Annotated in this window: 17 protein-coding genes; 7 read left to right on the top strand and 10 right to left on the bottom strand. The window is 72.3% G+C overall.

Annotation, left to right across the window (positions count from 1 at the left end):
- The first annotated feature begins 42 nt into the window (after positions 1-42).
- The 3 genes from ACFYW8_RS17595 to ACFYW8_RS17585 are packed head-to-tail and all read left to right on the top strand — an operon-like array spanning position 43 to position 3208.
- Complete coding sequence (locus ACFYW8_RS17595) at positions 43-1206, top strand: glycosyltransferase family 4 protein (RefSeq protein WP_389075315.1); 1164 nt, start codon at positions 43-45, stop codon at positions 1204-1206.
- Positions 1203-2357: a glycosyltransferase gene (locus ACFYW8_RS17590; RefSeq protein WP_389075310.1), complete on the top strand. Its 1155-nt coding sequence runs from the start codon at positions 1203-1205 to the stop codon at positions 2355-2357. Before ACFYW8_RS17595 ends, ACFYW8_RS17590 begins: the two co-directional genes overlap by 4 nt.
- Positions 2354-3208, top strand: a complete 855-nt coding sequence (locus ACFYW8_RS17585) for an SGNH/GDSL hydrolase family protein (protein WP_389075307.1) — start codon at positions 2354-2356, stop codon at positions 3206-3208. The genes ACFYW8_RS17590 and ACFYW8_RS17585 overlap by 4 nt, the downstream gene beginning before the upstream one ends.
- 82 nt (positions 3209-3290) lie before the next feature.
- Here the strand turns inward: ACFYW8_RS17585 and ACFYW8_RS17580 are convergent, their stop codons facing one another.
- From ACFYW8_RS17580 to ACFYW8_RS17560, 5 genes are all read right to left on the bottom strand, one after another.
- The gene (locus ACFYW8_RS17580; protein WP_389075302.1) at positions 3291-4160 is read right to left on the bottom strand and encodes a biotin-dependent carboxyltransferase family protein; all 870 of its coding nucleotides are present in this window, start codon (positions 4158-4160) and stop codon (positions 3291-3293) included.
- Complete coding sequence (pxpB, locus tag ACFYW8_RS17575) at positions 4157-4774, bottom strand: 5-oxoprolinase subunit PxpB (RefSeq protein WP_389076188.1); 618 nt, start codon at positions 4772-4774, stop codon at positions 4157-4159. Before pxpB ends, ACFYW8_RS17580 begins: the two co-directional genes overlap by 4 nt.
- Before the next feature lie 77 nt (positions 4775-4851).
- A complete protein-coding gene (locus ACFYW8_RS17570) occupies positions 4852-5610 on the bottom strand; it encodes a LamB/YcsF family protein (protein WP_389075299.1) in 759 nt (252 codons plus the stop codon).
- A gap of 29 nt (positions 5611-5639) precedes the next feature.
- A complete protein-coding gene (locus ACFYW8_RS17565) occupies positions 5640-6494 on the bottom strand; it encodes a putative hydro-lyase (protein WP_389075295.1) in 855 nt (284 codons plus the stop codon).
- On the bottom strand, positions 6491-7810 hold the full coding sequence (locus ACFYW8_RS17560) for an MFS transporter (protein WP_389075290.1): 1320 nt from the start codon (positions 7808-7810) through the stop codon (positions 6491-6493). Before ACFYW8_RS17560 ends, ACFYW8_RS17565 begins: the two co-directional genes overlap by 4 nt.
- A 179-nt stretch (positions 7811-7989) precedes the next feature.
- On the opposite strand from ACFYW8_RS17560, the gene ACFYW8_RS17555 reads away from it, so the two are divergent.
- From ACFYW8_RS17555 to ACFYW8_RS17540, 4 genes are all read left to right on the top strand, one after another.
- Entirely contained in the window at positions 7990-8694 is a 705-nt protein-coding gene (locus ACFYW8_RS17555) for a GntR family transcriptional regulator (protein ID WP_365878732.1), read from the top strand.
- A 203-nt stretch (positions 8695-8897) separates the two neighbouring features.
- Positions 8898-10415 (top strand): hypothetical protein, encoded by a 1518-nt coding sequence (locus tag ACFYW8_RS17550; RefSeq protein WP_365878730.1) that lies wholly within the window; start codon positions 8898-8900, stop codon positions 10413-10415.
- A gap of 262 nt (positions 10416-10677) precedes the next feature.
- The gene (locus ACFYW8_RS17545; protein ID WP_365878728.1) at positions 10678-11556 is read left to right on the top strand and encodes a hypothetical protein; all 879 of its coding nucleotides are present in this window, start codon (positions 10678-10680) and stop codon (positions 11554-11556) included.
- A 69-nt stretch (positions 11557-11625) separates the two neighbouring features.
- A complete protein-coding gene (locus tag ACFYW8_RS17540) occupies positions 11626-16260 on the top strand; it encodes a hypothetical protein (protein ID WP_389075282.1) in 4635 nt (1544 codons plus the stop codon).
- A 103-nt stretch (positions 16261-16363) separates the two neighbouring features.
- Here the strand turns inward: ACFYW8_RS17540 and ACFYW8_RS17535 are convergent, their stop codons facing one another.
- The 5 genes from ACFYW8_RS17535 to solA all read right to left on the bottom strand — a co-directional run bounded on the left by ACFYW8_RS17535 (position 16364) and on the right by solA (position 23417).
- Positions 16364-17914 (bottom strand): GMC family oxidoreductase, encoded by a 1551-nt coding sequence (locus ACFYW8_RS17535; protein WP_389075278.1) that lies wholly within the window; start codon positions 17912-17914, stop codon positions 16364-16366.
- A 16-nt stretch (positions 17915-17930) separates the two neighbouring features.
- A complete protein-coding gene (locus ACFYW8_RS17530) occupies positions 17931-19493 on the bottom strand; it encodes an APC family permease (protein ID WP_389075273.1) in 1563 nt (520 codons plus the stop codon).
- 153 nt (positions 19494-19646) lie between these two features.
- Positions 19647-21113, bottom strand: coding sequence for an aldehyde dehydrogenase family protein (locus tag ACFYW8_RS17525; RefSeq protein WP_389075268.1), 1467 nt, complete (start codon positions 21111-21113; stop codon positions 19647-19649).
- Positions 21106-22251, bottom strand: coding sequence for an aromatic ring-hydroxylating dioxygenase subunit alpha (locus tag ACFYW8_RS17520; protein ID WP_389075263.1), 1146 nt, complete (start codon positions 22249-22251; stop codon positions 21106-21108). Before ACFYW8_RS17520 ends, ACFYW8_RS17525 begins: the two co-directional genes overlap by 8 nt.
- Positions 22252-22262: 11 nt before the next feature.
- A complete protein-coding gene (gene solA / locus ACFYW8_RS17515) occupies positions 22263-23417 on the bottom strand; it encodes an N-methyl-L-tryptophan oxidase (RefSeq protein ID WP_389075258.1) in 1155 nt (384 codons plus the stop codon).
- Between the last annotated feature and the right edge of the window lie 3 nt (positions 23418-23420).

Below are 23420 nucleotides of genomic sequence, written 5' to 3'. Positions count from 1 at the left end.
CCACGTTGACGAGGCCACGTCCAGTGCGGCGAGAACACCCGTATGCGAGTCGTCATCGTGACCGAATCCTTTCCCCCCGACGTGAACGGCGTGGCACACTGCGCGCTCCAGACCGCCCGGCACCTCGTCGATCGCGGTCACGCCCCCCTTGTCGTCGCCCCGGCCACCTCCCCCAAGTTCTCGGCCTCCCCCGAACAGGGCGGCGCATTCACCGGGAGCGGGTCCGACGCTCTCGCGCCGTGCCCGGTCGTCCGGGTCCCGTCCATTCCGCTCCCGGGCTATCCCCAGGTCCGCGTCGCCCTCCCCAGCCGACGCGTCGCCGCGGCGATCACCGAACACCGCGCCGACTTGGTCCACCTGGCCAGCCCGTTCATCCTCGGCGTCCGCGGCATGGCGGCCGCCTCCCGGCTCGGCATCCCCGCCGTGGCCGTCTACCAGACCGACCTCGCCGGATACGCCCGTACGTACATCAGCGCGGGTGAGGCCACCGCGTGGCGGCGCATCCGCTCCGTGCACGCCGCGGCCGACCGGACGCTCGCCCCGTCCAGCGCGGCCCTGCACGACCTGGAGACGCACGGCGTGCCCCGGGTACGGCTGTGGGCGCGCGGTGTCGACACGGTCCGCTTCCGCCCCGAGCACCGCGACGAGGCGCTGCGCCGCGAACTGGCGCCGAACGGCGAGCTGATCGTCGGTTACGTCGGCAGGCTCGCCCCCGAGAAGCACGTCGAACTGCTCTCCGGGGTCTGTGAGATGGAGGGCGTGCGTGTCGTCGTGGTCGGCGACGGACCCAGCGGAACCACCCTGCGCGGCGCGCTTCCCGGAGCGGTCTTCCTCGGCCGGCGCACCGGTGACGAACTCGCCCGGATCTTCGCCTCGCTGGACGTCTTCGCGCACACCGGCCCCTTCGAGACCTTCTGCCAGACCGTGCAGGAGGCCATGGCCAGCGGAGTGCCCGTCGTCGCGCCCGCCGCGGGCGGACCGCTCGACCTGGTCGACCACGGGCGCACCGGGCTGCTCGTCCCGCCCCGCGACGCCGACGCCGTACGGGACGCGGTGCGCACCCTGGCCGCCGATCCCGCGCTGCGGGCGGCCTACGGCGCCGCCGGGCACGCCATGGTCGAGGGCCGCACCTGGGCCGCCGTGGGCGACCAGCTCATAGGCCACTACGAGGATGTGCTCTCCGCACGGAAGCTGGTGGCGGCATGAGTCTGCGCATCGTACGGATCGCCAACTTCGTCGCCCCCTCCTCCGGCGGTCTGCGCACGGCCCTGCGGGAGCTCGGCGCCGGCTATCTGGCGGCCGGCCACGAGCCGGTGCTCGTGATCCCCGGTGAGCGCGCGAGCGACCGCGACACCGAGCAGGGACGGGTCATCACACTGCCCGGCCCGCTGCTGCCCGGGACCGGCGGCTACCGCGTCCTCACGGACAAGCGGCGGGTGGCCCGGCTCCTGGAGTCGCTCGCCCCCGACCGCCTCGAAGTCTCCGACCGCACGACCCTGCGCTGGACCGGAGTCTGGGCGCGACGGACCCGGGTGCCCGCGGTGATGGTCTCCCACGAGACCGCCGACGGTGTGCTGCGCACCTGGGGACTGTCCGAGGCGATGGCCCGGAGGACCGCCGACGCCCTCAACGTCCGTACCGCGCACACCTACTCACGGGTGGTGTGCACCACGGAGTTCGCCGAGCGCGAGTTCGTGCGCATCGGCGCCCGCAACGTCGTACGCGCCCCCCTGGGCGTCGACCTGGTGAACCGGCACCCGGCCCTGCGGGACCCGGCGCTGCGCGCCCGCTACGCACACGCGGACCAGGCCCTGCTCGTGATGTGCTCCCGGCTCTCGGTCGAGAAGCGTCCCGGTACGGCGCTCGACGCGCTGGAGGCGCTGCTGCGGCGCGGTGAACGGGCCGTGCTCGTCGTCGCCGGGGACGGACCGCTCAGGGCCCGGCTCGACCAGCGGGCCCGGGAGCGGAGGCTGCCCGTCACCTTCCTCGGGCACGTCGCCGACCGCACGCTGCTCGGTTCCCTCCAGGCCTCGGCGGACGTGGCCCTGGCCCCCGGGCCCGCGGAGACCTTCGGGCTCGCCGCCCTGGAGGCGATGGCCTGTGGCACCCCCGTGGTCGCCAGCTCGCTCTCCGCCCTGCCGGAGATCGTCGGCTCCGCCGGAGCCACCGCCGCCGACAGTGGGGACTCCTTCGCGGACGCGGTACGACTGCTGCTCGGCCGCACCGAGAGCGAGCGCAGGGAGGCCGCACGCGCGCGTGCCGAGTGCTTCGGCTGGGACGCCGCGGTGACGGGTTTCCTCGCTGCGCACGACGCGGTGGCCGGGACCCGGCCGCGCCTCCAGGAGGGCGTGGCATGAGACCGGTTCGGTTCGTCGCCCTCGGGGACTCGCTCACGGAAGGTGTGGGCGACCCCGTAGGGGACCGGTGGCGGGGGTGGGCCGAACTGCTGGCCCCCGGGCTCGCTCCGGCGGACGCGCCCGTGGAGTTCACCAACCTCGCGGTCAGCGGGGCGCAGACGCGGGACGTCCTCGAACGGCAGACCCCGGCGGCGCTCGCCCTGGAGCCCGACCTCGTCTCCGTCGTGATCGGCGTCAACGACACCCTGCGGTACACCTTCGACATCCACTCGGTGGCCGAACGGCTCGACAAGGTGTACGCGGCGTTCCGCGAGCGGGACACGGCCGTGATGACGGCCTGTCTCCCGGACCCCGGTTCGATGCTCGGTCTGCCGGGAGCCCTGGCCCGCCCGCTGGCCAGGAGGCAGCACGCGGTCAACGCGGTCGTGCACGCGCTGTCGATGCGATACGGGGCGATGCATCTGCACGCCGCGGAGGAGGAGTGGCTGAAGGACCGCGCCGTGTGGAGCGCCGACCGGCTGCACCCCGGGGAGCTGGGGCACCGCCAGCTCGCCCTGCGCTTCCACGCCCTGCTCACCGAGGAGGGCGTCGCCGACGGGATCACGCCGTCGGCCGAGCCCGAGTTCCCCGCGCCGACCCGCTCGGCGAGCCTTCTGTGGCTGGCCACGGCGGGAACGGGATGGGTGGCCAGGCGCTGCACGGACCTGCTGCCGCAGCTGCTGACCCTGGCCGCTTCGGAGGTGCGCCACCGGGCCAGGGGCACCAGTGCCCGGCTCGATCTGAGCGCCTCGCACGCCGTCGCGTCCGCCCTGGCGGCCCTGTCCGTGTCCGAACGGCCGGACGTGGCATGACGGGTGCGTGGACGCGCGCGGGAGGTGCCGGGCGGGCGCGGGCCCTGGGTCCTGTTCGGCGGTGTACGGACCTCTGACGGCCTCAGCGGCGGCGCACGGCCACGAAGCGAACCGGGGTCCCCGGGACCGCCTGAGCGGCCGCCGGGAGGTCGCCGGCACGGACGACCGCGATCACCGGGTACCCCCCAGTGGTCGGATGGTCGGCGAGGAAGACGACCGGGCTGCCGTCGGGCGGTACCTGGACGGCGCCCAGCACCATGCCCTCACTGGGGAGTTCGCCGGAGACGGCCCTCTCCAGGGAGGGCCCCTCCGTGCGCAGGCCGATGCGGTTGCTCGCAGCCGAGACCCGGTAGGCACGGGTCGTGAGTGTACGTACGGCAGGTTCCGTGAACCAGTCGTCGCGCGGGCCGAGGGTCACCCGCAGGACCAGCTCGGCGGGCGGGGCGCGGTGCGCGGCGACGTCCACGCGCGTGTGAAGGGTGCCGGGGTGCCCCAGGGGAAGCACCGCGCCGTCCGTGAGGGGCGGGGGGCCGAGCCCCGAGAGAAGGTCGGTCGAGCGGCTGCCGAGCACCGGATCGACCGCCACGCCACCGGACACGGCCACATAACTCCGTAGCCCCACGCGCGCGGAACCCACGTCCAGGAGCGCCCCCGCGGGCACCAGGACGGGAGCCCCCCAGGCGGCCGGGCGGCCGTCCACCGTCACCGGGCAGGGCGCTCCGGTCACCGCCACAGTGACCGTCGAACGGGGGCGCAGAGCACAGCCGTTGACCGTCGTCTCCAGCACGGCGGCCTCGGCGGGGTTGGCGACGAGCCGGTTGGCCAGCGCGGCCGCGGGCGCGTCGAGGGCTCCGGATCGCGGTACACCGAGATGCGCGTGGCCCGGCCGCCCCTGGTCCTGGACGGTGGTCAGGGCCCCCGCCCGCACCACCGCGAAGGCCCGGTCGCTCATGAACACCCCGCCGCCACGAAGCGGACCCGGGCGCCGGGAGCCAGCAGCGCGGCCGGTACGCGCGCGTGGTCCCACAGCACCGCGTCCGTCGTGCCGATCAACTGCCAGCCGCCCGGCGAACTGCGCGGGTACACACCCGTGTACGGGCCCGCGAGCGCCACGGACCCTGCGGGCACCGCCGTGCGCGGGGTCGCCCGGCGTGGCACGTCGTAGCGCGCGGGCAGTCCCGTGAGGTAGCCGAAGCCGGGCGCGAACCCGCAGAAGGCGACCCGGAACTCGGCCGCCGCGTGGATCTGTGGCACGTCGCGCACCGCCACCCCCCAATGGGCCGCCACATCCGCCAGGTCGGGACCGTCGTACCGTACCGGGATCTCGACGGTGTCGTCCGCGCGCGCGTTCAGCGGGGGGATCTCCCAGCCGGGCAGCCGTTCCGCGAGACGCGCGGGGTCGTCCAGGCCGTCCAGGAGCACCGTGCGGGCCGCGGGGACGATCTCCCGCACGGACAACGAACCCTCCGCGCGGCGCCGCACCAGCTCGGCGTGCAGGGCCTGGGCCGCCTCCCCCGAGGAGACCTCGACGAGCAGCGCCCGGTCGCCGACGGGCAGAGCCTTCAGGCGGTCGCCGGTGGGCACCGGGTCGGTGCCGTCGTCGGCGGGTACCGGGTCCGTGCCCTCGTCGGCGGGCCGTGGACTCATGCGAACGCCTCCACTCGTACGCCCGAGGACTCCAGCCGGGCGCGCACCCGGCGGGCCAGCTCGACGGCGCCCGGTGTGTCCCCGTGCAGGCACAGGGAGCGCGCGCGGACCGGAACACGCTCCCCGGAGCGGGAGGTGACCACCCCGAACCGGGCCAGGCCCAGGGAGCGTTCGACGACGGCGTCGGCCTCCGTGATCACCGCCCCTTCCTCGGTACGGGGCACCAGAGTGCCCTCCTCGGTGTACGCGCGGTCCGCGAACGCCTCGGTGACGACGGGCAGTCCGGCCCGCTCGGCGATCTTCAGGAAGCGCGAGGAGGGCAGACCGAGCACCGGCAGTGCGGCGCCCGCGAGCACGACACCCTCGACGACCGCCGCCGCCTGCTCCTCGTCGTGCACGACGCGGTTGTAGAGCGCGCCGTGCGGCTTCACGTACGCCACCCGCGAGCCCGCCGCGCGCGCGAACACCTCCAGGGCGCCGATCTGGTAGGCCACTTCGGCCGCCAGCTCGGCGGGCGGCACGTCCATCGCGCGCCGCCCGAACCCCGCCAGGTCCCGATAGGAGACCTGGGCGCCGATCCGTACGCCCCGCTCCGCCGCCAGCTCGCACACCCGCCGCATGGTGACCGCGTCCCCGGCGTGGAAACCACAGGCCACGTTGGCGCTGGTCACGACGGACAGCAGCTGTTCGTCGTCGGTCAGCCGCCAGCGGCCGAAGCCCTCGCCGAGATCGGCGTTGAGATCGATCGGGGTCATGAGCCGCCGTCTCTCCTCTTCCGGCCCGTTCAGGCCACTCGGTACTGCTCGTCACGGGTGTCGGTGAGGAACATCTGTCCGGGCGCGTGGGTGATCGCGAACGGCGGACGCGACGCCATCAGGACCGCCTGGGGCGTCACTCCGCACGCCCAGAACACCGGGATGTCGTCCGGAGCCGCGATCACCGGATCGCCGAAGTCGGGGCGCGAGAGATCCTCGATGCCAAGACCCGACGGATCACCGCAGTGCACCGGACTGCCGTGCACGGCGGGCAGCAGACTGCTCTCCCGGATCGCCGCGCTGAGGTGCTCGGGCGGCACCGGTCGCATCGACACGACCATGGGGCCGTGCAGTCGCCCCGCCGGGCGGCACTGCCGCGCCGTCACGTACATCGAGACGTTGCGGCCCTGCTCGATGTGGCGCATCGGGACGCCCGCCGAGGTCAGCGCCCACTCGAAGGTGAAGCTGCACCCGATCAGGAAGGACACCAGGTCGGACCGCCAGTACTCGACGACATCCGTGGGTTCGGCCACCAACGCGCCGTGCTCCCACACCCGGTAGCCCGGCAGGTCGGTGCGCAGGTCCGCGCCCGCGGCGAGCGGAGTGGCCCAGGAACCGGCGTCGGTGACGTCGAGGACGGGACACGGCTTCGGATTGCGCTGGCAGAACAGCAGCATCTCGTAGGCCCAGTCGGCGGGTACCGACACGAGATTCGCCTGGGCGTGACCCGCGGCGATTCCGGCGGTGGGGACCGACAGCCCCGAACGGAACCGCCGACGGGCCTTCAGGGGGGTCCACGCGTGCGCGTGCCCGGGGGTCTTCAGCGGGCTCGGCGAGCGGTCCCCGGTGAGGGCCGGCGGTCGGACCCGGACGGTGTCGTTCACAGGAGCTCCTTGCCACGCGTCTCGGGGAGCCCGATCAGGGCGAGGGCGGCCAGTGCGTAGCCGATCGCGCCGAAGACCAGCGCGCCGCCCACGCCCCAGCTGTCGGCCAGGAAACCGACCGTCGTGGGGAAGACCGCGCCGACGGCGCGCCCGGTGTTGTACGCGAAGCCCTGTCCCGTGCCCCGCACCGCCGCCGGGTACAGCTCGCTGAGGAACGAGCCGAAGCCGCTGAAGATCGCCGACATGCAGAAACCGAGCGGGAAACCGAGCACCAGGAGAAGGGTGTTGGCGCCGCCGGGGATGTTCGCGTAGATGAGGACGCAGGCCGCGGAGAGGATCGCGAAGAGCAGGATGTTGCGCTTTCGGCCCAGCCTGTCGGTCAGGAGACCGCCCGTCAGGTAGCCGAGGAAGGCTCCGGAGATGAGCAGCGTCAGATAGCCGCCGGTGCCGACGACGGACAGCCCGCGCTCCGTCTTCAGATAGGTGGGAACCCAGGTGGCGAGCGTGTAGTAGCCGCCCTGGACACCGGTGGAGAGCAGGACCGCGAAGAACGTGGTGCGCAGCAGGCCCGGGACCTCGGCCGTGCCGGGCTTGAAGATGGCGGTGAACGATCCCTTGTCGGCGCTCTTCTCACGGACCGCGGCGGGCTCGGGGGCGTCCCGCACCTGCCGTCGGACCCAGACCACGAGCAGCGCGGGCAGCGCGCCGGTCCAGAACATCACACGCCAGGCGATGCCGTCGTCGAGGTACTGGAACACCAGCGTGTAGACGACCACCGCCAGGCCCCAGCCGACGGCCCAGGCGCTCTGGACCGCGCCGAGGGTGCGCCCCCGGTTGCGGGGGCTCGCGTACTCGGCGACCAGGACCGCGCCGACCGCCCACTCGCCGCCGAAGCCGAGGCCCTGGAGGGCGCGGAACACCAGCAGCGTCTCGTAGTTCGGTGCGAAACCGCAGGCCACGGTGAACACCGCGTAGGTGATCACTGTGATCATCAGGGCCTTGACGCGTCCGATCCGGTCCGCGACCACACCGGCGACGGCGCCGCCGACCGCGGAGACGACCAGGGTGACCGTGGTGAACAGGCCGGTCTGGCCGCTGTCGAGGCCGAAGTACGCGGCCAGGGCGACCATGCTCAGCGGCAGGGTGAAGTAGTCGTACGAGTCGAGGCCGTAGCCGCCGAACGCGCCGCCGAAGGCGCGTCGGCCCCGCGGGCCGAGTGCGCGCAGCCAGCCGAACGCGCCTTCCTGGGACGTGGGTTCACCCGCGACGGGTGGCGTGCCGGCGGTCAGGGCCTGAGGTGGAGGGGGCGTGCTCATGGGCACCTCGCAGTGAGGGACGGAGCGTGCTTGAGGACTGAGCCGTGCCGTGCCGTGCCGTGCGGAAGCCGTGGGCGCTTCCCTTCGGGGAGCCGCCTGTTCGATAAGGTAGAGGATCGTTGAACGATCCCTCAATACCCGTGTTGTTTCGTTCTTGTATCTGCGGTTGAATTCCGGGCATGGCAGAGCTGACGGAACTGGCCGACGACCGCGCCCTGTTGGGCCGCACCAGCACCGCCGAGCGGGTCTCGGACATCCTCAGGAGCCGGATCGCCGAGGGCTTCTTCCCACCGGGGACGCGGCTGTCGGAGGACGGCATCGGCGGCGCGCTCGGTGTCTCGCGGAACACGCTGCGGGAGGCGTTCCGGCTGCTCACCCACGAGCGGCTGCTGGTGCACGAACTCAATCGAGGGGTCTTCGTGCGCGTGCTCACCGTCGAGGACGTCGAGGACATCTACCGCACCCGGTCCCTTGTCGAGTGCGCCGTGGTCCGCGGGCTCGGCAGCCCGCCGTACGCCGTGGACGGGATCGCCAGGGCCGTCTCCGACGGGCAGCGGGCGGCCCGCGAAGGTGACTGGAAAGGGGTGTCGACCGCCAACATCCACTTCCACCGCGAGCTGGTCGCGCTCGCGGGCAGCGCCCGTACCGACGAGGTGATGCGAAGCGTCTTCGCGGAGCTCCGTCTCGCCTTCCACATGGTGGACGACCCCCAGCGGCTCCACGAGCCCTACCTCGTGCGCAACCACGAGATCCTCCAGACCCTCCGGTCAGGCGACCGTGACGGCGCGGAGCGCCTCCTCGCGGGTTACCTCGACGACTCCCTCAAGGGCCTCGTCGAGGTGTACGCGCGCCGCGTGTCCGACGGGGCACAGGGCACCGGCTGACGCGGCGCGGGTCCGGTCGGCGGAGCACGGGCGGGCCCGGCCGGGCGGACTGTGCACGCCGGGGTCGCCGAAGGGACCGGCTGACGCGGGCGCGGGACGGACGTGGGGCCGGCCAGGGCGGCGGGCTCGTCGCCGGGGCGGGGACGGCGGTCGCTTCTGCGCCGTTTCGACCGTTGTCGGACCGAGGACCTAGTCTGTGCACCGTGACTTCGCCTGCATCGACGGACAGCGTTCCGCCCCAGCTCAGCGCGGGGCCGCGCCCGGCGCCGGGCCCGGCCGCCGACGAGGGCCTGGCGCGGCGGCTTCGCGCGCTCGCCTGCACCGCGCCGCTGCACGACCTGGACGTGCGCAAGGCGAACCTCGCGGGCGAGTACACGGTGTACGGCATGGCCGAGGTCGCCCTCGCCGCCATCGATCTCGTCACACTGAACATGGATTTCGACACGGGGGCCGACCACGACCAGATAGTGGCCAGGCTCATCCCGCGCATCGCCGCCCAGGCCCCCCGGCGCCCGGTCGCCGAGCACGAGCGCGTGGCCCGCTGGGTCCTGGAGAACCTGATCAACGTCGGCAGCGTCGACCGGGGCTTCCGGGCGGTGTACGGCACCTTCGCACCCGACGGCACCTATGTGCGCCGCGACTACGACTTCAAGCTGATCGAGGAAGTGTCCGGCTACGGAGGCAGTGTCTACCTCCGAACGACCGACGAAGCGGTCAACGTCCTCGTCGGAGCCCTCGACACCGACGTCACCAGCGCGCAGATCGCCGCCGAGGTCAAGCTGGAGGTCCTGATCAGCCGCGGCCGGCTGGCCGACGCGCAGCTCGCCGCCGAGCAGGCCCGCTACCGGACCGTGCAGTACGCGGAGACGCTGCGCAGGGCCCTGGACGCGACCCGGCGCAATGTGCGGGCCGTCGACTGGCTCGAGGCCGTGCCCGACATGATCGCCGAGGCCCTGGACCACGTGGCCGACCGTTACCGCCACGAGAACGCGATCCTCACCAACATCCGCAAGGCCCGGGACGAGTCCGAGGACGCCGAGCAGAAGCGGCGCGCCGCGGAGCTCGTCGACATAGTCAAGGACTGCATCCGCCGCCACACGCAGCTCCAGTCCCGCCTCCTGGAGGCCGGTCCGCTGTTCCGCGCCGAGCAGGACCGGCAGGCCTTCGGGACCCCCATGACGACCTCGGGGATCGACCTCTACGGCCATCTGATCGCGCCGGTGCTGCCCCTGCCGGTCGAGCGGGCGCTGCGCGTCACCGACGCCTTCTTCGCCCGCGGGACGGGCCTGCGCACACCCGTCGCCGTACGGGTCGCGGACCTCGTCGACATCCTGCTGACACCGCCGGTGGAGCGCGAGCACCTCGGGGCGGAGATGCCCGAGCCCGACCTGATCGCCACACCGGACGACAGCCGCTTCAGCGAGGAGCAGCTCGCCTCCGCCAAGGAACTCCTGAATCTGCCCCCCGACGCGCCGCGCCGGTTGTCCGGGCTGCTCGCCGAGGCGCGCCGCCGCGATCCCGAGCTGCCCTACCTGGTGGCTCTGCTGGCCGTGCACGCCGCGAGCCCGCCGGTCGGCACCGCCTACCGGCAGGGCGAGGAGCGCCTGCTGTTCGCCGTGGACGACGGGACCGAGCTGGACGATCCGGAATTCGGCGGCGCCGATCTGATCGTCGGCATGGCCCTGCTCGACGCGGCCGGGATGAAGGCGGACCGGGCATGAACCCCCTGCCACCGGAGCCCGGGCGGCGCAGATCGCCCCGGAGCCCCGCGTCCGGCACCGTCGGCCGCCCACGCGAGACGGATCCGCGCCCCACCGGTCCGCGAGCCGCGCACGGGACACCCGCCCACACCCGCGTACGTAACCTCGTACGTCCGAACGCTGTATTTCCGAACCCCGTACGTCCGAACCCCGTACGTCCGAACCCCGTACGTCCGAACCCCGTACGTCCGAACCCCGTACGTCCGAACAAGGAGCCCCAGCCGTGACCGAGCACGTCGAGTGGAGTGAACCGGAGGCCACCGCCGCACCGGCGAACGCCCCCGTCACCCCTGCCGACGCCGCCGACGCGGCGCGGCTCGTCGCCTTCGGGCTGCAGCCCAAGCTGCAGCCCGCTCGCGACCAGGAGTACGCCGAGCTGCTGCGCCGCTACCGCGAGGACCCGCCCTTCGCGCGCCTCGCCGACGCGGTCGCCGCCGGCCTCGGACTGGTCGTTCTGGAGGTGTCCCCGCGCGCGGGGATGGCGGTGACCGCCGCCGAGGACTCCGTCTTCGCCGTCCGCATGGGCGACTACGCGCGACGCGCCTCGACCGACTCCGGAGACCGGTTCCTGCACGGTCTCGCCCACCTCGCCGTGGCCGCCATGGCCTTCCCGCGCCCCGAGGACCTCGCGGACGACGGATACATCGGGCGCGTCTCGGTCAACGGCGTGGACGCGTTCGTACGGCAGGTGTGCAGGCGTCTGGAGGAGCGGGCCGAGGAGACCGGCGAGAACACCGACCCGGCGACCGACGCACCGGGCCTGGAGGCGGCCTGGCGGATCTGGGCCCGGCGCAGCTCCACCGGGGCCACCAAGGACGCGCGAAGACTGGCCGGCTCGACGACGGGCATCATCGCCAAGGCCGTCGCCTTCCTCACCGAATCCGGGTTCCTCCAGCGCACCGGCGACGAATCCGGCGGGACGTACCGGACGACGGCCCGCTACCAGCTCCAGGTCCGCGACATGGCGGGCAGCGCGGCCATGGCCGAACTGCTGGAGCTGGGCATCGTCCCGGTGACCGACGGCACGGCGACGCTGCTGCCCGCCGAGGACACCGACGACCTGGAGCTCGTGGCCGGAGCCGGACTGCCCTTCCACTCCTGACGTCCGCCCGCCATACCCCGGCTCCCCCCACGACCTCACCTCCCCACACGACTACGAGAGTCCGCCGCCATGTACGAGCTGTCCCGGGTCCGCCTCTACTCCATCGGGCCCGCCGGTGCGCGCTACGCCGACACCGTGCTGGACCTGCGCGGAGTCGGCGAGCCCGTGCCCGACCCCGCGCCCACCCAGGCGGAGTTCTTCGAGGAGGAGCCGGTCGGCCCGCCGCGCCGGCCCGCGCCCGCCGGTGTGCTCTTCCTGGAGAACGGCGGCGGCAAGTCGGTCCTGCTCAAGCTGATCTTCTCGGTCATGCTCCCCGGCCACCGCAACACCCTGGGCGGCGCCAGCTCCGGCGTGCTGCGCAAGTTCCTGCTCGCCGACGACTGCGGACACGTCGCGCTGGAGTGGCAGCACACGCTGACCGGTGAGTGCGTGGTGGTCGGCAAGGCGAGCGAGTGGCGGGGGCGGCAGGTCTCCAACGACCCGCGGAAGTTCGCCGAGGCCTGGTACTCGTTCCGGCCGGGACCGGGACTCAGCCTGGACAACCTGCCCGTCGCCGAGGCCACCACGGTGCGGCCGCCGGTCGAGGGCGCATCCGGAGCGCGGGGACGGCGCCGCACCATGAAGGGCTTCCGCGACGCGATCACCGAGGCCGGCAAGGCCTACCCGCACCTGGAAGTGCACTGGGAGGAGATCCACGACCGCTGGAACGAACACCTCGGAGACCTGGGCCTGGACCCCGAACTCTTCCGCTACCAGCGGGAGATGAACGCCGACGAGGGCGAGGCCGCGGGCCTCTTCGCGGTCAAGAAGGACTCCGACTTCACCGATCTCCTGCTGCGCGCGGTCACCGACACACGCGACACCGACGGGCTCGCCGACCTCGTCGGCGGCTTCGGCAACAAGCTGGGGCGCCGCGCCGAACTCATCGCCGAACGCGACTTCACCGCCGGCTCCGTGGACCTGCTCGGCCGGATCGTCGACGCCTCCGAGGCACGGTCCCGCGCGCGTGACATCCACACGGCCGCCGAGCGGCGTACGAGGACACTGGCACGCCGGCTGTCCGCGCGGGCCGTTCGGGAGCGCGTGCGCGCGGGTGAGCTCGCCCAGCGCGTGACCGCCGCCGCGTACGCCGTCACCCACGCCGAGGGCGCCCGCGAGCGCAGCGCGCTGATCGCCGCCGAACTCGCCTACCGTCACGCCTCGCTGGCCCTCGCCGGCGCCGAGAAGTCGGCGGCCGCGCAGAAACGCGAGCTCGCCGACGCACGCACCCTGCACGCGGCCTGGCAGGCAGCCGAGGCCGTCCTGCGCCACCGTGCCGCCGCCGACCGCTCCACCCGCGTGGCCGACGCGATCCGCGAGGCCGAACGGGATGCCGCTCCCGCACTCGCCGCCCGCGCCAGGGCCGCCGTCGATCTCGTCCGTGCCCTGCACCGGGCCGCCGAGGGCGCCGAGTCGCTGGCCAACGAGCAGGAGGAGCGGTCCGCAGGACTCCAGGAGGTCGGCGAGACGGCACACGCGGACTCGACGGCGGCCGCCACCGCGGCGCAGCGCGCCCGCAGCGAGGTCGGTCATCTGCGTCAGCGGCTGGCCGAGGTCGAGCAGGAGACCGCCGAGGCGGTCCGGGCCGGCTGGCTCGACGACAGCGCCCCCGACGCCGACCCGGCCCGGGCCGCCCTCGCCGCCAGCGACGCCGAGAAGACGGCCGTCGCCGCCTGGGACACGGCCCGTGAAGCCTCGCGGCGCGCCGCGGACCAGGCGCGGGAGGCGGCGTCCGCCGAGTCCCGCGCCGAGCTGACGGCGGCCCGCGCGGCGGACGCGGCGAGCGCCGCGGAGCGGTCGTACGAAGGGGAGCGCCGCACGGCCGAGATACTGGCGGAGGAGGAACGCCTCGCGGAACTGCTGAGCCTGCCGGGCGCCGGTAGCCGCCGCGGGGTTCCGCAGCCCCGCCGTGACGAGGACACCGACGGTCCGGCCGGCTTGTCGGGCGGTGCGCCACTGGCCCCCGAGGAGCTCGACCGTTACGCCGACGAACTCCGCGAACTCCTCGACGAAGGCGTCGCCTCCGCCGAACGCCAGCTCTTCGAACTGCGCACCGCCGCGGCCGACGACGCGCGGATCCTCGGGGCGCTCGGCGACGGCGGGCTGCTGCCGCCCGGTCCGGACGTCCTCGCCACCGTCGAGTTCCTCGGCGAGCACGGCATCCCCGCGCTGCCCGGCTGGCGCTACCTCGCGCAGGCCGTCGACCCCGTCGACCACGCGCGCGTGCTGGCCGCCCGGCCCGAACTCGTCGACGGCGTGATCATCACCGATCCGGACACCCACGCGCGGGCCCGCGAGGCCCTCAGCGACGCGGCGCTGCTGCCGCGCTCGGCGGTGGCCGTCGGCACGGCCGCCGCGCTGCTCGCCCCGACCCCGGCCTCCGACGCGGGAGACGCCGGTGTCTTCCTCGTACCGCCGAACCCTGCCATGCACGACGAGCACGCGGCCGACGAGGAGCGTCAGACGCTGCGGGCCCGCACGGGCCTGCGGGACGAAGAGATCCGTACGCTCGCCGCCCGCCTGGGCAAGGACCGGGAGCTGGCCGCGCGGCTCGCTTCCTGGCGCACCGGCTGCCCCGCCGGACATCTCACCGAGCTGGCCCGGGCCGCCCACGACGCGCGCGCCTTCGCGGAGGAGGCCGAGGCCGAGCTGACCGAGGCCCGTACCGTCCGGGCGGAGGCCGACGAGACGGCGGCCGAAGCGGCCCATGTACGCGACGAGCGGCAGGAGGCCGCGCAGAAGGCCCGGCGCGCCGCCGACGCCCTGGCGGGACTCGCCTTCCGGCTCCGCGAGCGTGCCGGATGGCAGGTCAAGGTGCGCGAACTCGCCGACGAGGCCGCGGAGTCGGAGGCCCGCGCCCAGGTCTGCCTGGAGCGTGCCCGCGCCGCCGACGAGGACCGCCGTGCCACCCAGCGCGCCGCGGACGACGCACGCCGCACCGCCCGTGCGCTGCGCGCCGAGCGCGCGGAGATCGCGGGCGCCCCCGACGAGGTGGCACAGGACGGGACGGCGGCGGCCAAGGCCTCGCTGCCCGCCCTGCGGGAGGCCTACAGGGCCGCGTCGCAGTTGTACGAGCAGGTCGGCGTGGGCGCCGACCTGCGGACCGAACAGTCGCGGGCCGAGAGCGACGAGAGCGTGGCGCTCGCGGAGCTGGACCGGCTCAGCAACAAGGTCCGCACGCGCGCCGCGCAACTCCTTGAGTCGCCCGACGGATCCGACAGCCCCTCCCGGCAGGCCGCCGCCGCGCGGGCCGAGGAGCTGGTGCAGCTGCTGGAGACCAGGATGTCGACCGCGAGCGAGCAGCTCGGGCGGCTGCGCGGCGAGGCCGAGCGGCACGCGCCCGAGGACGGCGAGACACACACCGACCTGGCCGAGGAACTGGTTCCGGGCGACGCCGAACACGCGCAGACCCTGCTGCGCACCGCCACGACCGAACTGGCCTCCCGCACCGAGGCGTTGGACCTCGCCCGCGAGGCACACGCGGAGTTCCTCGACGCGCACCGGTCCGCCGAGGACGCGGCCGGCGGCTTCGACGAGACGTCCGCCCTGCTCAGGGACCTGATCCGCGAACACGTCGACGAGGAGCAGGACGAGTCCGAGCCCTACCCCGGCACCCTCGAAGAGGCACGGAACTCCGCCGCCGAGAGCCGTCGCTCGCTGCGCGGCTGCGCCGCCGACCTCTCCACGGCCGAGTCCGCCGTCCGCGAGGCGAGCGACATCCTTGTACGGCACGCCAACTCGACGCGTTACGAGCAGGTGCGCACCCCCGCCCGGCAGCAGATCCGCGAGCTGCCCGCCTCCTCGCTGCCCGAACACGCACAGAAATGGGCGGACGCGTTCGCGCCCCGGCTGCGCGTGCTGACCGACGAACTGGAGCAGCTGGAACGCAACCGGGACTCGATCGTGGACCGGCTGCGCGGGCTCGTGGAGTCCGCCCTGGCCACACTGCGGTCCGCGCAGCGCCTGTCCCGGCTGCCGGAAGGACTCGGAGAGTGGTCCGGGCAGGAGTTCCTGCGCATCCGCTTCGAGGAACCCGACCAGGCCACTCTCACCGAGCGGCTCGGTGAGGTGGTGGACGAGGCCACCCGGGCGGCGGTCAAGAAGAACTCCGACATGCGGCGCGACGGCATGTCGCTGCTGCTGCGGGGAGTCGGCGCCGCGCTCCAGCCCAAGGGCGTCGCCGTCGAGATCCTCAAGCCGGACGCCGTACTGCGCGCCGAACGCGTCCCTGTCGGGCAGATGGGCGACGTGTTCTCGGGCGGTCAGCTGCTCACCGCGGCCATCGCGCTGTACTGCACGATGGCCGCGCTGCGCAGCAACGACCGCGGCCGTGACAAACACCGGCACGCCGGCACCCTGTTCCTCGACAACCCCATCGGGCGCGCCAACGCGACGTATCTGCTGGAGCTCCAGCGGGCCGTCTCGGACGCGCTCGGCGTCCAGCTCCTCTACACGACCGGCCTGTTCGACACGACCGCGCTCGCCGAGTTCCCCCTCGTCATCCGGTTGCGCAACGACGCCGACCTTCGCGCCGGGCTGAAGTACATCAGTGTCGAGGAACATCTGCGGCCGGGACTGCCGCGTGAGGCGCCCGCCGGGGAGACCGTGCACACGGAGATCACCGCGACGCGGATGTACAAGCGGCCGGCGCCGGTGACCCCGTAGCGGCTCGGCACTGGGGAACTGCGGGCCGTCCGTGGCCGGTCGCGCAGTTCCCCGCGCCGTTTTGCGGAACTCAGTTCCCCGTGCCTCTCGCGGGGGTGCTCGGCTACGCGTCCTCCTTCAGCAGGTCGGAACACTTCTCGCCGATCATCATCGTGGTGATGCACGGGTTCACGGAGATCAGATCCGGCATCACCGAGCCGTCCGCGACCCGCAGACCCCCGACCCCCTTGACCCGCAGCCGCGCGTCGAGCGGGGCCGTGGCGTCGTCGTCCGCGCCCATCTTCACGGTGCAGGACGGGTGGTAGACGGTGTTGTGGGTCCTGTGGATGTAGTCCAGCAGCTCGTCGTCGGACCGGATGTCCGGCCCAGGGGCCAGCTCCGCGCCCGCCCAGCCGCTCAGCGCGGGCTGGGACACGATCCGCCGTGCCAGGTTCAGCCCGTACGTCATCACGCGCACGTCGTGCTCATGCGTGAAGTAACGCGGGTCGACCCTCGGTTTGTCCCGGTAGTCGCGGGTGCGCAGCCGCACGGTGCCGCGGGACTTCGCGCGCGTGACGTTCGGGGTGAGGCAGAACGTGTTCTCCGACGTGGGGAACCCGTGCCGCGCGGTGTTCATGTCGAACGGCACCGAGCCGTAGTGGAACATCAGATCCGGCCGGTCCAGGCCCGGTTCGGTGTCGTAGAAGATGCCCGCCTCCCACCACTGGCTGGACGTGGTGGGCATGGGCTGCTTCGCCTCCCACATGATGACGCCCTCAGGGTGGTCCTGGAGGTTCTCGCCGACGCCCGGCGCGTCCACGGCCACTTCGACCCCGACCTCGCGCAGATGCCCGGCGGGCCCGATGCCCGACAGCATCAGCAGCTTCGGCGTGTCGATGGAACCGCAGGACACGATCACCTCGCGGCGGGCGCGGACCGATCTGGTGTGGATCAGATCCGGATCGAGGTACTCGGCGCCGACGCACCTCCGTCCCTCCAGGACCAGCTTCTTCGCCCGCACCCCCGTCCGTACCGAGAGGTTTGGCCGTTTGCCCATGACCGGGTGGAGATACGCGACCGACGAGGACTGCCGGATGTTGTTCTCGTCGGAGTTGATCTGGAACCAGTTGGCGCCCCGGACCACCGTCGTACCGGTGTTGAACGGCGTGGTCGGGATGCCCGCCTGCGCGCACGCCTCCAGCAGGGCCGCGCCGCACGGGTCCTCGCCCTTGAGCGTGCGCACCTTCACCGGGCCGGTGCGGCCGTGATGGTCGCCCGGAGCGTCGTTCGACTCCAGCCGCCGGTAGAGCGGGAGGAGATCGGCCGAACTCCAGCCCGTACAGCCCGCGGCGGCCCAGCCGTCGAGGTCCTCCGCCGGAGCCCAGAAGGCGATGCAGGAATTGTGCGAGGAGCAGCCGCCGAGCACCTTGGCACGGGCGTGCCGCATGAAACTGTTGCCGCTGGCCTGCGGCTCGACCGGGTAGTCCCAGTCGTAGCCGGATTCCAGCAGGCCCATCCAGCGGTCCAGCCTGAGGATGTCCTCGTCGCCGACGTCGCTGGGTCCGGCCTCCAGGACGCACACGGTGACGGACGGGTCCTCGCTGAGGCGGGCGGCGACCACATTGCCCGCGGTACCGCCGCCGACCACGACATAGTCGAACTCATCGTTGCTCATGAGCTGTTGACCTCCTTCAGTCGGCCGCCGGAGCGGTGAGCGGAGCAGGGGCGGCGGGGCGGAGCCGGTGCTCGTCGAGCACGCCGGTGCGGTGGCGCTGGATGAACCAGTAGTAGGCGAAGCCGCCCGCGCCGATGACGGCGACGAACAGCACCGCGCCCCAGCGCAGGTACCAGTGGAACGGCGCGGTGGCGTTGTACACCTCGGCGCGCGGCCAGATCAGGTTGACCGTCATGGCCGCGCCCCAGACCACGGCGACGATGTTGACGAGAAGGCCCCAGCGGCCCAGCGAGAACTTGCCGTCACCCGCGGGCTGCCAGGTACCGCGCAGCCGGGACACCAGCATCGGAACGGTCACGCCGAGGTAGGCGAGATAGATCATGACGATGCCGATGCTGGTGACCACGGTGAAGATCTGCGGCTGGCGGATGTTCACGACGAGGATCGCGACGGCCAGGACGCCGATGATCACCGCCGGCAGCACCGGGGTCTTGAAGCGCGGGCTGACCCGGGCCATCAGCGAGGATCCGGGCAGGTTGTTGTCCCGGGACATCGCGAAAGCCAGCCGGATCGCCGCCGTGTGCACCGCGAGCGCGCACACCGTGACCGCGATCAGTACGCACCACAGCATCGCCTTGCCCGCCGTCGGGCCGAGTACGTCGAGCACTATGTACTGCAGACCCTCCGTGGACAGCTTCTCCCCCTTCAGGCTGGAGACGCTCATCAGCGCGAGCAGCAGCACCAGGCCGCCCAGGACGAACGAGGCGACGATCGCGCGGATGATGGCCCGCGGGGCGTTGCGCGAGGGATCCAGGGACTCCTCACCCAGCGAGGCCGCCGTGTCGAAGCCGTACATCACGTACGCCGACGCCAGCGAGGCCACCAGGAACGCGCCCAGATAGCCGGCCGAGTGCCCGGTGCCCGTCCCCGCCGTCTCCGTGACCACCTGCGGTCCTCGGGTGATGTGGACGGCGAAGAGCACGATGAGGACCACGGTGGCGATCAGCTCGATGAAGACGCCCGCGCTGTTGATGGTGGCCATCAGCTTCACACCGAAGGCGTTCACCAGGGTCGTGAAGAGGATGAGCACCGCGGCCAGGACGACGGCGTTGGTCGCGACGTCGTACTTCCCGGTCCCGTCCCCGACGAACTGGAAGGCGGAGGATATCTGCGGGAGCGTCAGCTGGTAGGCGAGCGCCACCGCCGAGATCGTCACGATGGAGGCGATCAGCATCATCCAGCCTGCCAGCCAGCCGAGATGCGGATTGCCTATCTTCTTCGACCAGTTGTAGACGGAGCCCGCCACGGGATAGCGCGCGGCCAGCTCCGCGAAACAGAGCGCGACCATGAACTGCCCGGCGAAGACCATCGGCCAGGACCACCAGTAGGCGGCACCGCCGCTGGCGTAGCCGAAATAGAAGAGCTGGAAGGTGCCGGTGAGGATGGAGATGTAGCTGATGCCGGCGGCGAAGGTGTGGAAGTTGCCGAGGGTGCGCTTGAGTTCGGGTCTGTAGCCGAACTCGGCGAGCTCGGCATCGTCGTGGTGGTGTGGGCCGGAGGGTTGGTCTGTGGTTGTCATGAGCGGACTCCAGGTGGGCCTGGGGGCGGGGTGAGGGAGTGGCTCGTGCGGGTGCGGGTGCGGGTGCCGGGTTCTATGGGGAAGCGGTACGCGGGCGCCATGTCCGCGTTCTTGCGCCGGGGCGGTGGGATGCACCGCCCCGGATGATCAGGATCAGGCGAACCACCCTTGCGGGGACGGGTCGGTGTTGCGCCAGATGTGCTTGGCCTCGCGGTACTCGGCCAGCCCCGACGGACCGAGTTCGCGGCCGAGGCCGGACTGCTTGAAGCCTCCCCACTCGGCCTGCGGGACGTAGGGGTGGTAGTCGTTGATCCACACCGTCCCGGTGCGCAGCCGGGCCGCCACGCGCTGCGCCTTGGCCTCGTCGGTGCTGAAGACGGCGCCCGCCAGTCCGTAGACCGTGTCGTTGGCGAGGCGCACGGCCTCGGCCTCGCCGCTGAAGCGCTCCACGGTGAGCACGGGCCCGAACGACTCCTCCTGGACTACGGACATGTCGCCGCTGCACTCGTCCAGGACGGTCGGCGGATAGTAGAAGCCCGCTTCCAGGCCGGGCTCCGTCGGCCGCGCGCCACCGCAGCGCAGCACGGCTCCCTCCGCCAGGCCCTTGGCGACGTACGCCTCGACCTTGGCACGATGCGCCGCCGAGATCAGCGGCCCGGTCTGTGCCCGCTCGTCGAACGGTCCGCCCAGCCTGATCTCCGATGCCCGCCGTACGAGCTCGTCGACGAACCGGTCGTGCAGCGCGTCCTCGACCAGCAGCCGCGCGCCCGCCGAACAGACCTGGCCGGAATGCAGGAAGACCGCGGTCAGCGCCATGTCGACGGCCGTCTCGAAGTCGGCGTCGGCGAACACGATGTTCGGGTTCTTGCCGCCGAGTTCGAGCGCCACCTTCTTGACCGTCCCGGCGGCGGTGGCCATCAGCAGCCGTCCCGTCCCCAGGCCCCCGGTGAAGGAGACCAGGTCCACGTCCGGATGACCGGCGAGCGGGGCGCCCGCCTCGGGGCCCGCGCCCAGCACCAGATTGGCGACGCCCGGCGGCACTCCCGCCTCTTCCAGGAGCCGCATCAGATGGATCGCCGTGTGCGGAGTCAGTTCGCTCGGCTTGAGGACGAAGGTGTTGCCCGCGGCGAGCGAGGGCGCCACCTTCCACGCCGTCTGCAGAAGCGGGTAGTTCCAGGGGGTGATGAGCGCGCAGACCCCGACGGGTTCGTACACGACGCGGCTGTCGACGCTCGCCGTTCCCGTCTCGATGACCCGGCCGGTCTCGGCGGCGGCCAGCCGGCCGAAATAGCGGAAGCAGTTGGCGATGTCGTCGATGTCGTACTCGCTCTCGACGAGCCGCTTGCCGGTGTCCAGCGACTCCGCTCGCGCGAGGGCGTCCTTGTCGCGGACGAGGAGGTCCGCGACGCGCAGCAGCAGGTCCCCGCGGTCCGCGGCCGGGGTCGTGGGCCAGGGGCCCTCGTCGAAGGCGCGGCGCGCGGCGGCGATGGCCTCCACCGTGTCCTTGCCGCCCGCCTCGTCGACGACGCCGACCAGCGAGCCGTCGGCGGGACAGCGGATCTCCCGGGTGCCCTCGTCGAGCGGGCCCCGCCAGGTTCCGTCGATGTACAGGTCAGGCACGTGGGCCTCCCAGTCGCGCGATCAACCACTCATGGAAGATCCCGATGTGATGCTCGGTCGGAACCAGCACACCACCGTTGCGATAGGCCCGGGACCCCATCGCGGGCTGTGTCCTCTCACAGGCTTCGAAGTCCTGCTCGTTCACCCGGTGGAAGAGCTCCACCGACTTGGACACGTCCGCACCCGACTCGACGACCTCCGGGGCGTAGAGCCAGTCGCACTCGACGACCGTACGGTCCTCGGCGAGCGGGAACATGCGGTGCAGGATGACATGGTCCGGGACCAGATTGACGAAGACCGTCGGTTTCACCGTGATCGCGTAGTAGCGGCGGTCCTGATCGTCCGCGACCTCGGGCAGTCTGGCGAAGCCCTCGCTGCCGTCGACCGTGAAGCCCCTGATCTCCTGACCGAACTCGGCGCCATGGCCGACGTAGTACTGCGCTGCGTACCCCTGCGCGAACTCCGGCAGCACTTCGGTCAGTTCGGGATGGATCGTCGCGCAGTGATAGCACTCCATGAAGTTCTCGACGAGCAGCTTCCAGTTCGCCCGCACGTCGTAGGTGATGCGCCGGCCGAGTGCGAGGTTCTCGGCGCCGTAGCGCTCGATGGCCGCCGCGTTGCCGAGCCGCTCCACGGCCGCGCCCGTCACCGTCTCCTCGAAGGAGGGCGGCTCGTCCGCCAGGCACACCCAGGCGTAGCCGAGCCACTCGCGCAGGGCGACCTTGACCAGGCCGTACTCGACGCGGTCCACGTCCGGCATCTTCACCAGGTTCGGTGCCGCGACCAGCTTGCCGTCCAGGTCGTACGTCCAGGCGTGGTAAGGGCATTGGAGGTTGCGCCGCACCTCGCCCGACTCCTCGGTGCACAGCCGGGCGCCCCGGTGACGGCAGACGTTGAGGAAGGCGCGCAGCTCGCCCGTGCGAGAGCGGGTGATCAGGACGCTCTCCCGGCCGACCTGGACTGTACGGAAGGCTCCGGGCCTCGCGAGATCCGCGGAGCGCACCGCGCAGAACCACATCGACTCGAAGATCCACTCCTGCTCCTGGCGGAAGATCTCAGGGTCGGTGTAGTAGCGCCCCGGGAGCGTGGCGATCAGGCTGGGCGAGAGAGGGGACGGGGAGACAGGGATCGTCGTCACGTGCGTGCTCCTCAGACTGGCGCGGCGGCGAGGCGGTGGGGGTCGAACAGGCCGATGGGGTGCTCGGTGGAGCCGTCCAGGGCGAGGTCGGCGAGGATCTCCCCGACGACCGGCACGAACTTGAAGCCGTGTCCCGAGAACCCGCAGGCCACGGTGACGGACTCCGGGTGCGCGGGATGGCGGGCTATGACGAAGTGCTCGTCGGGGGTGTTCGAGTACATGCAGGTGGCGGCCTTCAGGAAAGTGCCGGGCAGGTCGGGGATGCAGCGGGACATGTGGTCCGACATGGCCCGGATCTCGTCCTCGCGCACGGTCCGGTCGATGTTCTCCGGGGTGCACTCGACGCCCTTGCGGAAGAAGGCGACCTTGGCGCCCAGTTCCGGTCCGTCGATGGACGGGAAGCCGTAGACCTGGACTCCGGCCGCGTCCTCCCAGATGTAGACCGGATGCCGCTCGGGCTCGAACGGCCGCACCCCGCCGGTCGGCTGGAACCAGTACATGACCTGCCGCTCGATCCGGAAGGGGACCCCCAGATCGGTGAGCAGCCGCGGCGCCCACGCTCCCGGGCAGATCACCAGCTGACCGGCCGTGTACGTGTTCTCGGCCGTGTGAACGCGTACACCGTCCCGGTACGGCTCCCAGCGGGTCATCGGCTCTTCGAAGTGCAGGTCGGCGCCCTGCCGGGTGGCGAGCTGGAGGTGTGCCGCGACGGTGTTCTCGGGGCGGACCAGTCCCGCCCGCGCCTCGAACAGCGCGACCTCGTCGTCGTGCGGATTCAGGGTCGGGAAGCGGCGCCGTATCTCGGCCGCGTCCAGCATCTCGTGGGGCAGGTCCCACTGCCGCGCCGAGAGCAGCGAACCGGAGACGGTCCGTGATTCGGGGCGCCCGACCATCACGCCGCCGCACAGGGTGGCGATGTCGCGGCCCGTGGCCCGCTCCAGCTCGTCGTACAGCTCGTAGGCACGCAACAGCAGCGGGACATACGCCGGGTCCTCGAAATAGGACTGCCGGGTGACACGCGAACCGCCGTGGCTCGAGCCCCGGTTGTGCACGGGGCCGAACTTCTCCAGGCCGAGCACACGGGCACCGCGGGCGGACAGATGGTGCGCGGCGGCGCTGCCCATGCCGCCGAGACCGATCACGATGACGTCATACGTGGGGGACACAGG

The organism is Streptomyces sp. NPDC002742 (assembly GCF_042888885.1).
Taxonomy (GTDB): domain Bacteria; phylum Actinomycetota; class Actinomycetes; order Streptomycetales; family Streptomycetaceae; genus Streptomyces.
This window is presented reverse-complemented; position numbering and strand designations above follow the sequence as displayed.

Excerpts from the sequence above, each read along its gene's own strand:
- ACFYW8_RS17595 (WP_389075315.1), top strand. The coding sequence starts at position 43 with ATGCGAGTCGTCATCGTGACCGAATCCTTTCCCCCCGACGTGAACGGC.
- ACFYW8_RS17530 (WP_389075273.1), bottom strand. The coding sequence starts at position 19,493 with ATGACAACCACAGACCAACCCTCCGGCCCACACCACCACGACGATGCC.
- ACFYW8_RS17555 (WP_365878732.1), top strand. The coding sequence starts at position 7,990 with ATGGCAGAGCTGACGGAACTGGCCGACGACCGCGCCCTGTTGGGCCGC.
- ACFYW8_RS17585 (WP_389075307.1), top strand. The coding sequence starts at position 2,354 with ATGAGACCGGTTCGGTTCGTCGCCCTCGGGGACTCGCTCACGGAAGGT.
- ACFYW8_RS17570 (WP_389075299.1), bottom strand. The coding sequence starts at position 5,610 with ATGACCCCGATCGATCTCAACGCCGATCTCGGCGAGGGCTTCGGCCGC.
- ACFYW8_RS17560 (WP_389075290.1), bottom strand. The coding sequence starts at position 7,810 with ATGAGCACGCCCCCTCCACCTCAGGCCCTGACCGCCGGCACGCCACCC.
- ACFYW8_RS17540 (WP_389075282.1), top strand. The coding sequence starts at position 11,626 with ATGTACGAGCTGTCCCGGGTCCGCCTCTACTCCATCGGGCCCGCCGGT.
- ACFYW8_RS17590 (WP_389075310.1), top strand. The coding sequence starts at position 1,203 with ATGAGTCTGCGCATCGTACGGATCGCCAACTTCGTCGCCCCCTCCTCC.
- ACFYW8_RS17580 (WP_389075302.1), bottom strand. The coding sequence starts at position 4,160 with ATGAGCGACCGGGCCTTCGCGGTGGTGCGGGCGGGGGCCCTGACCACC.
- ACFYW8_RS17535 (WP_389075278.1), bottom strand. The coding sequence starts at position 17,914 with ATGAGCAACGATGAGTTCGACTATGTCGTGGTCGGCGGCGGTACCGCG.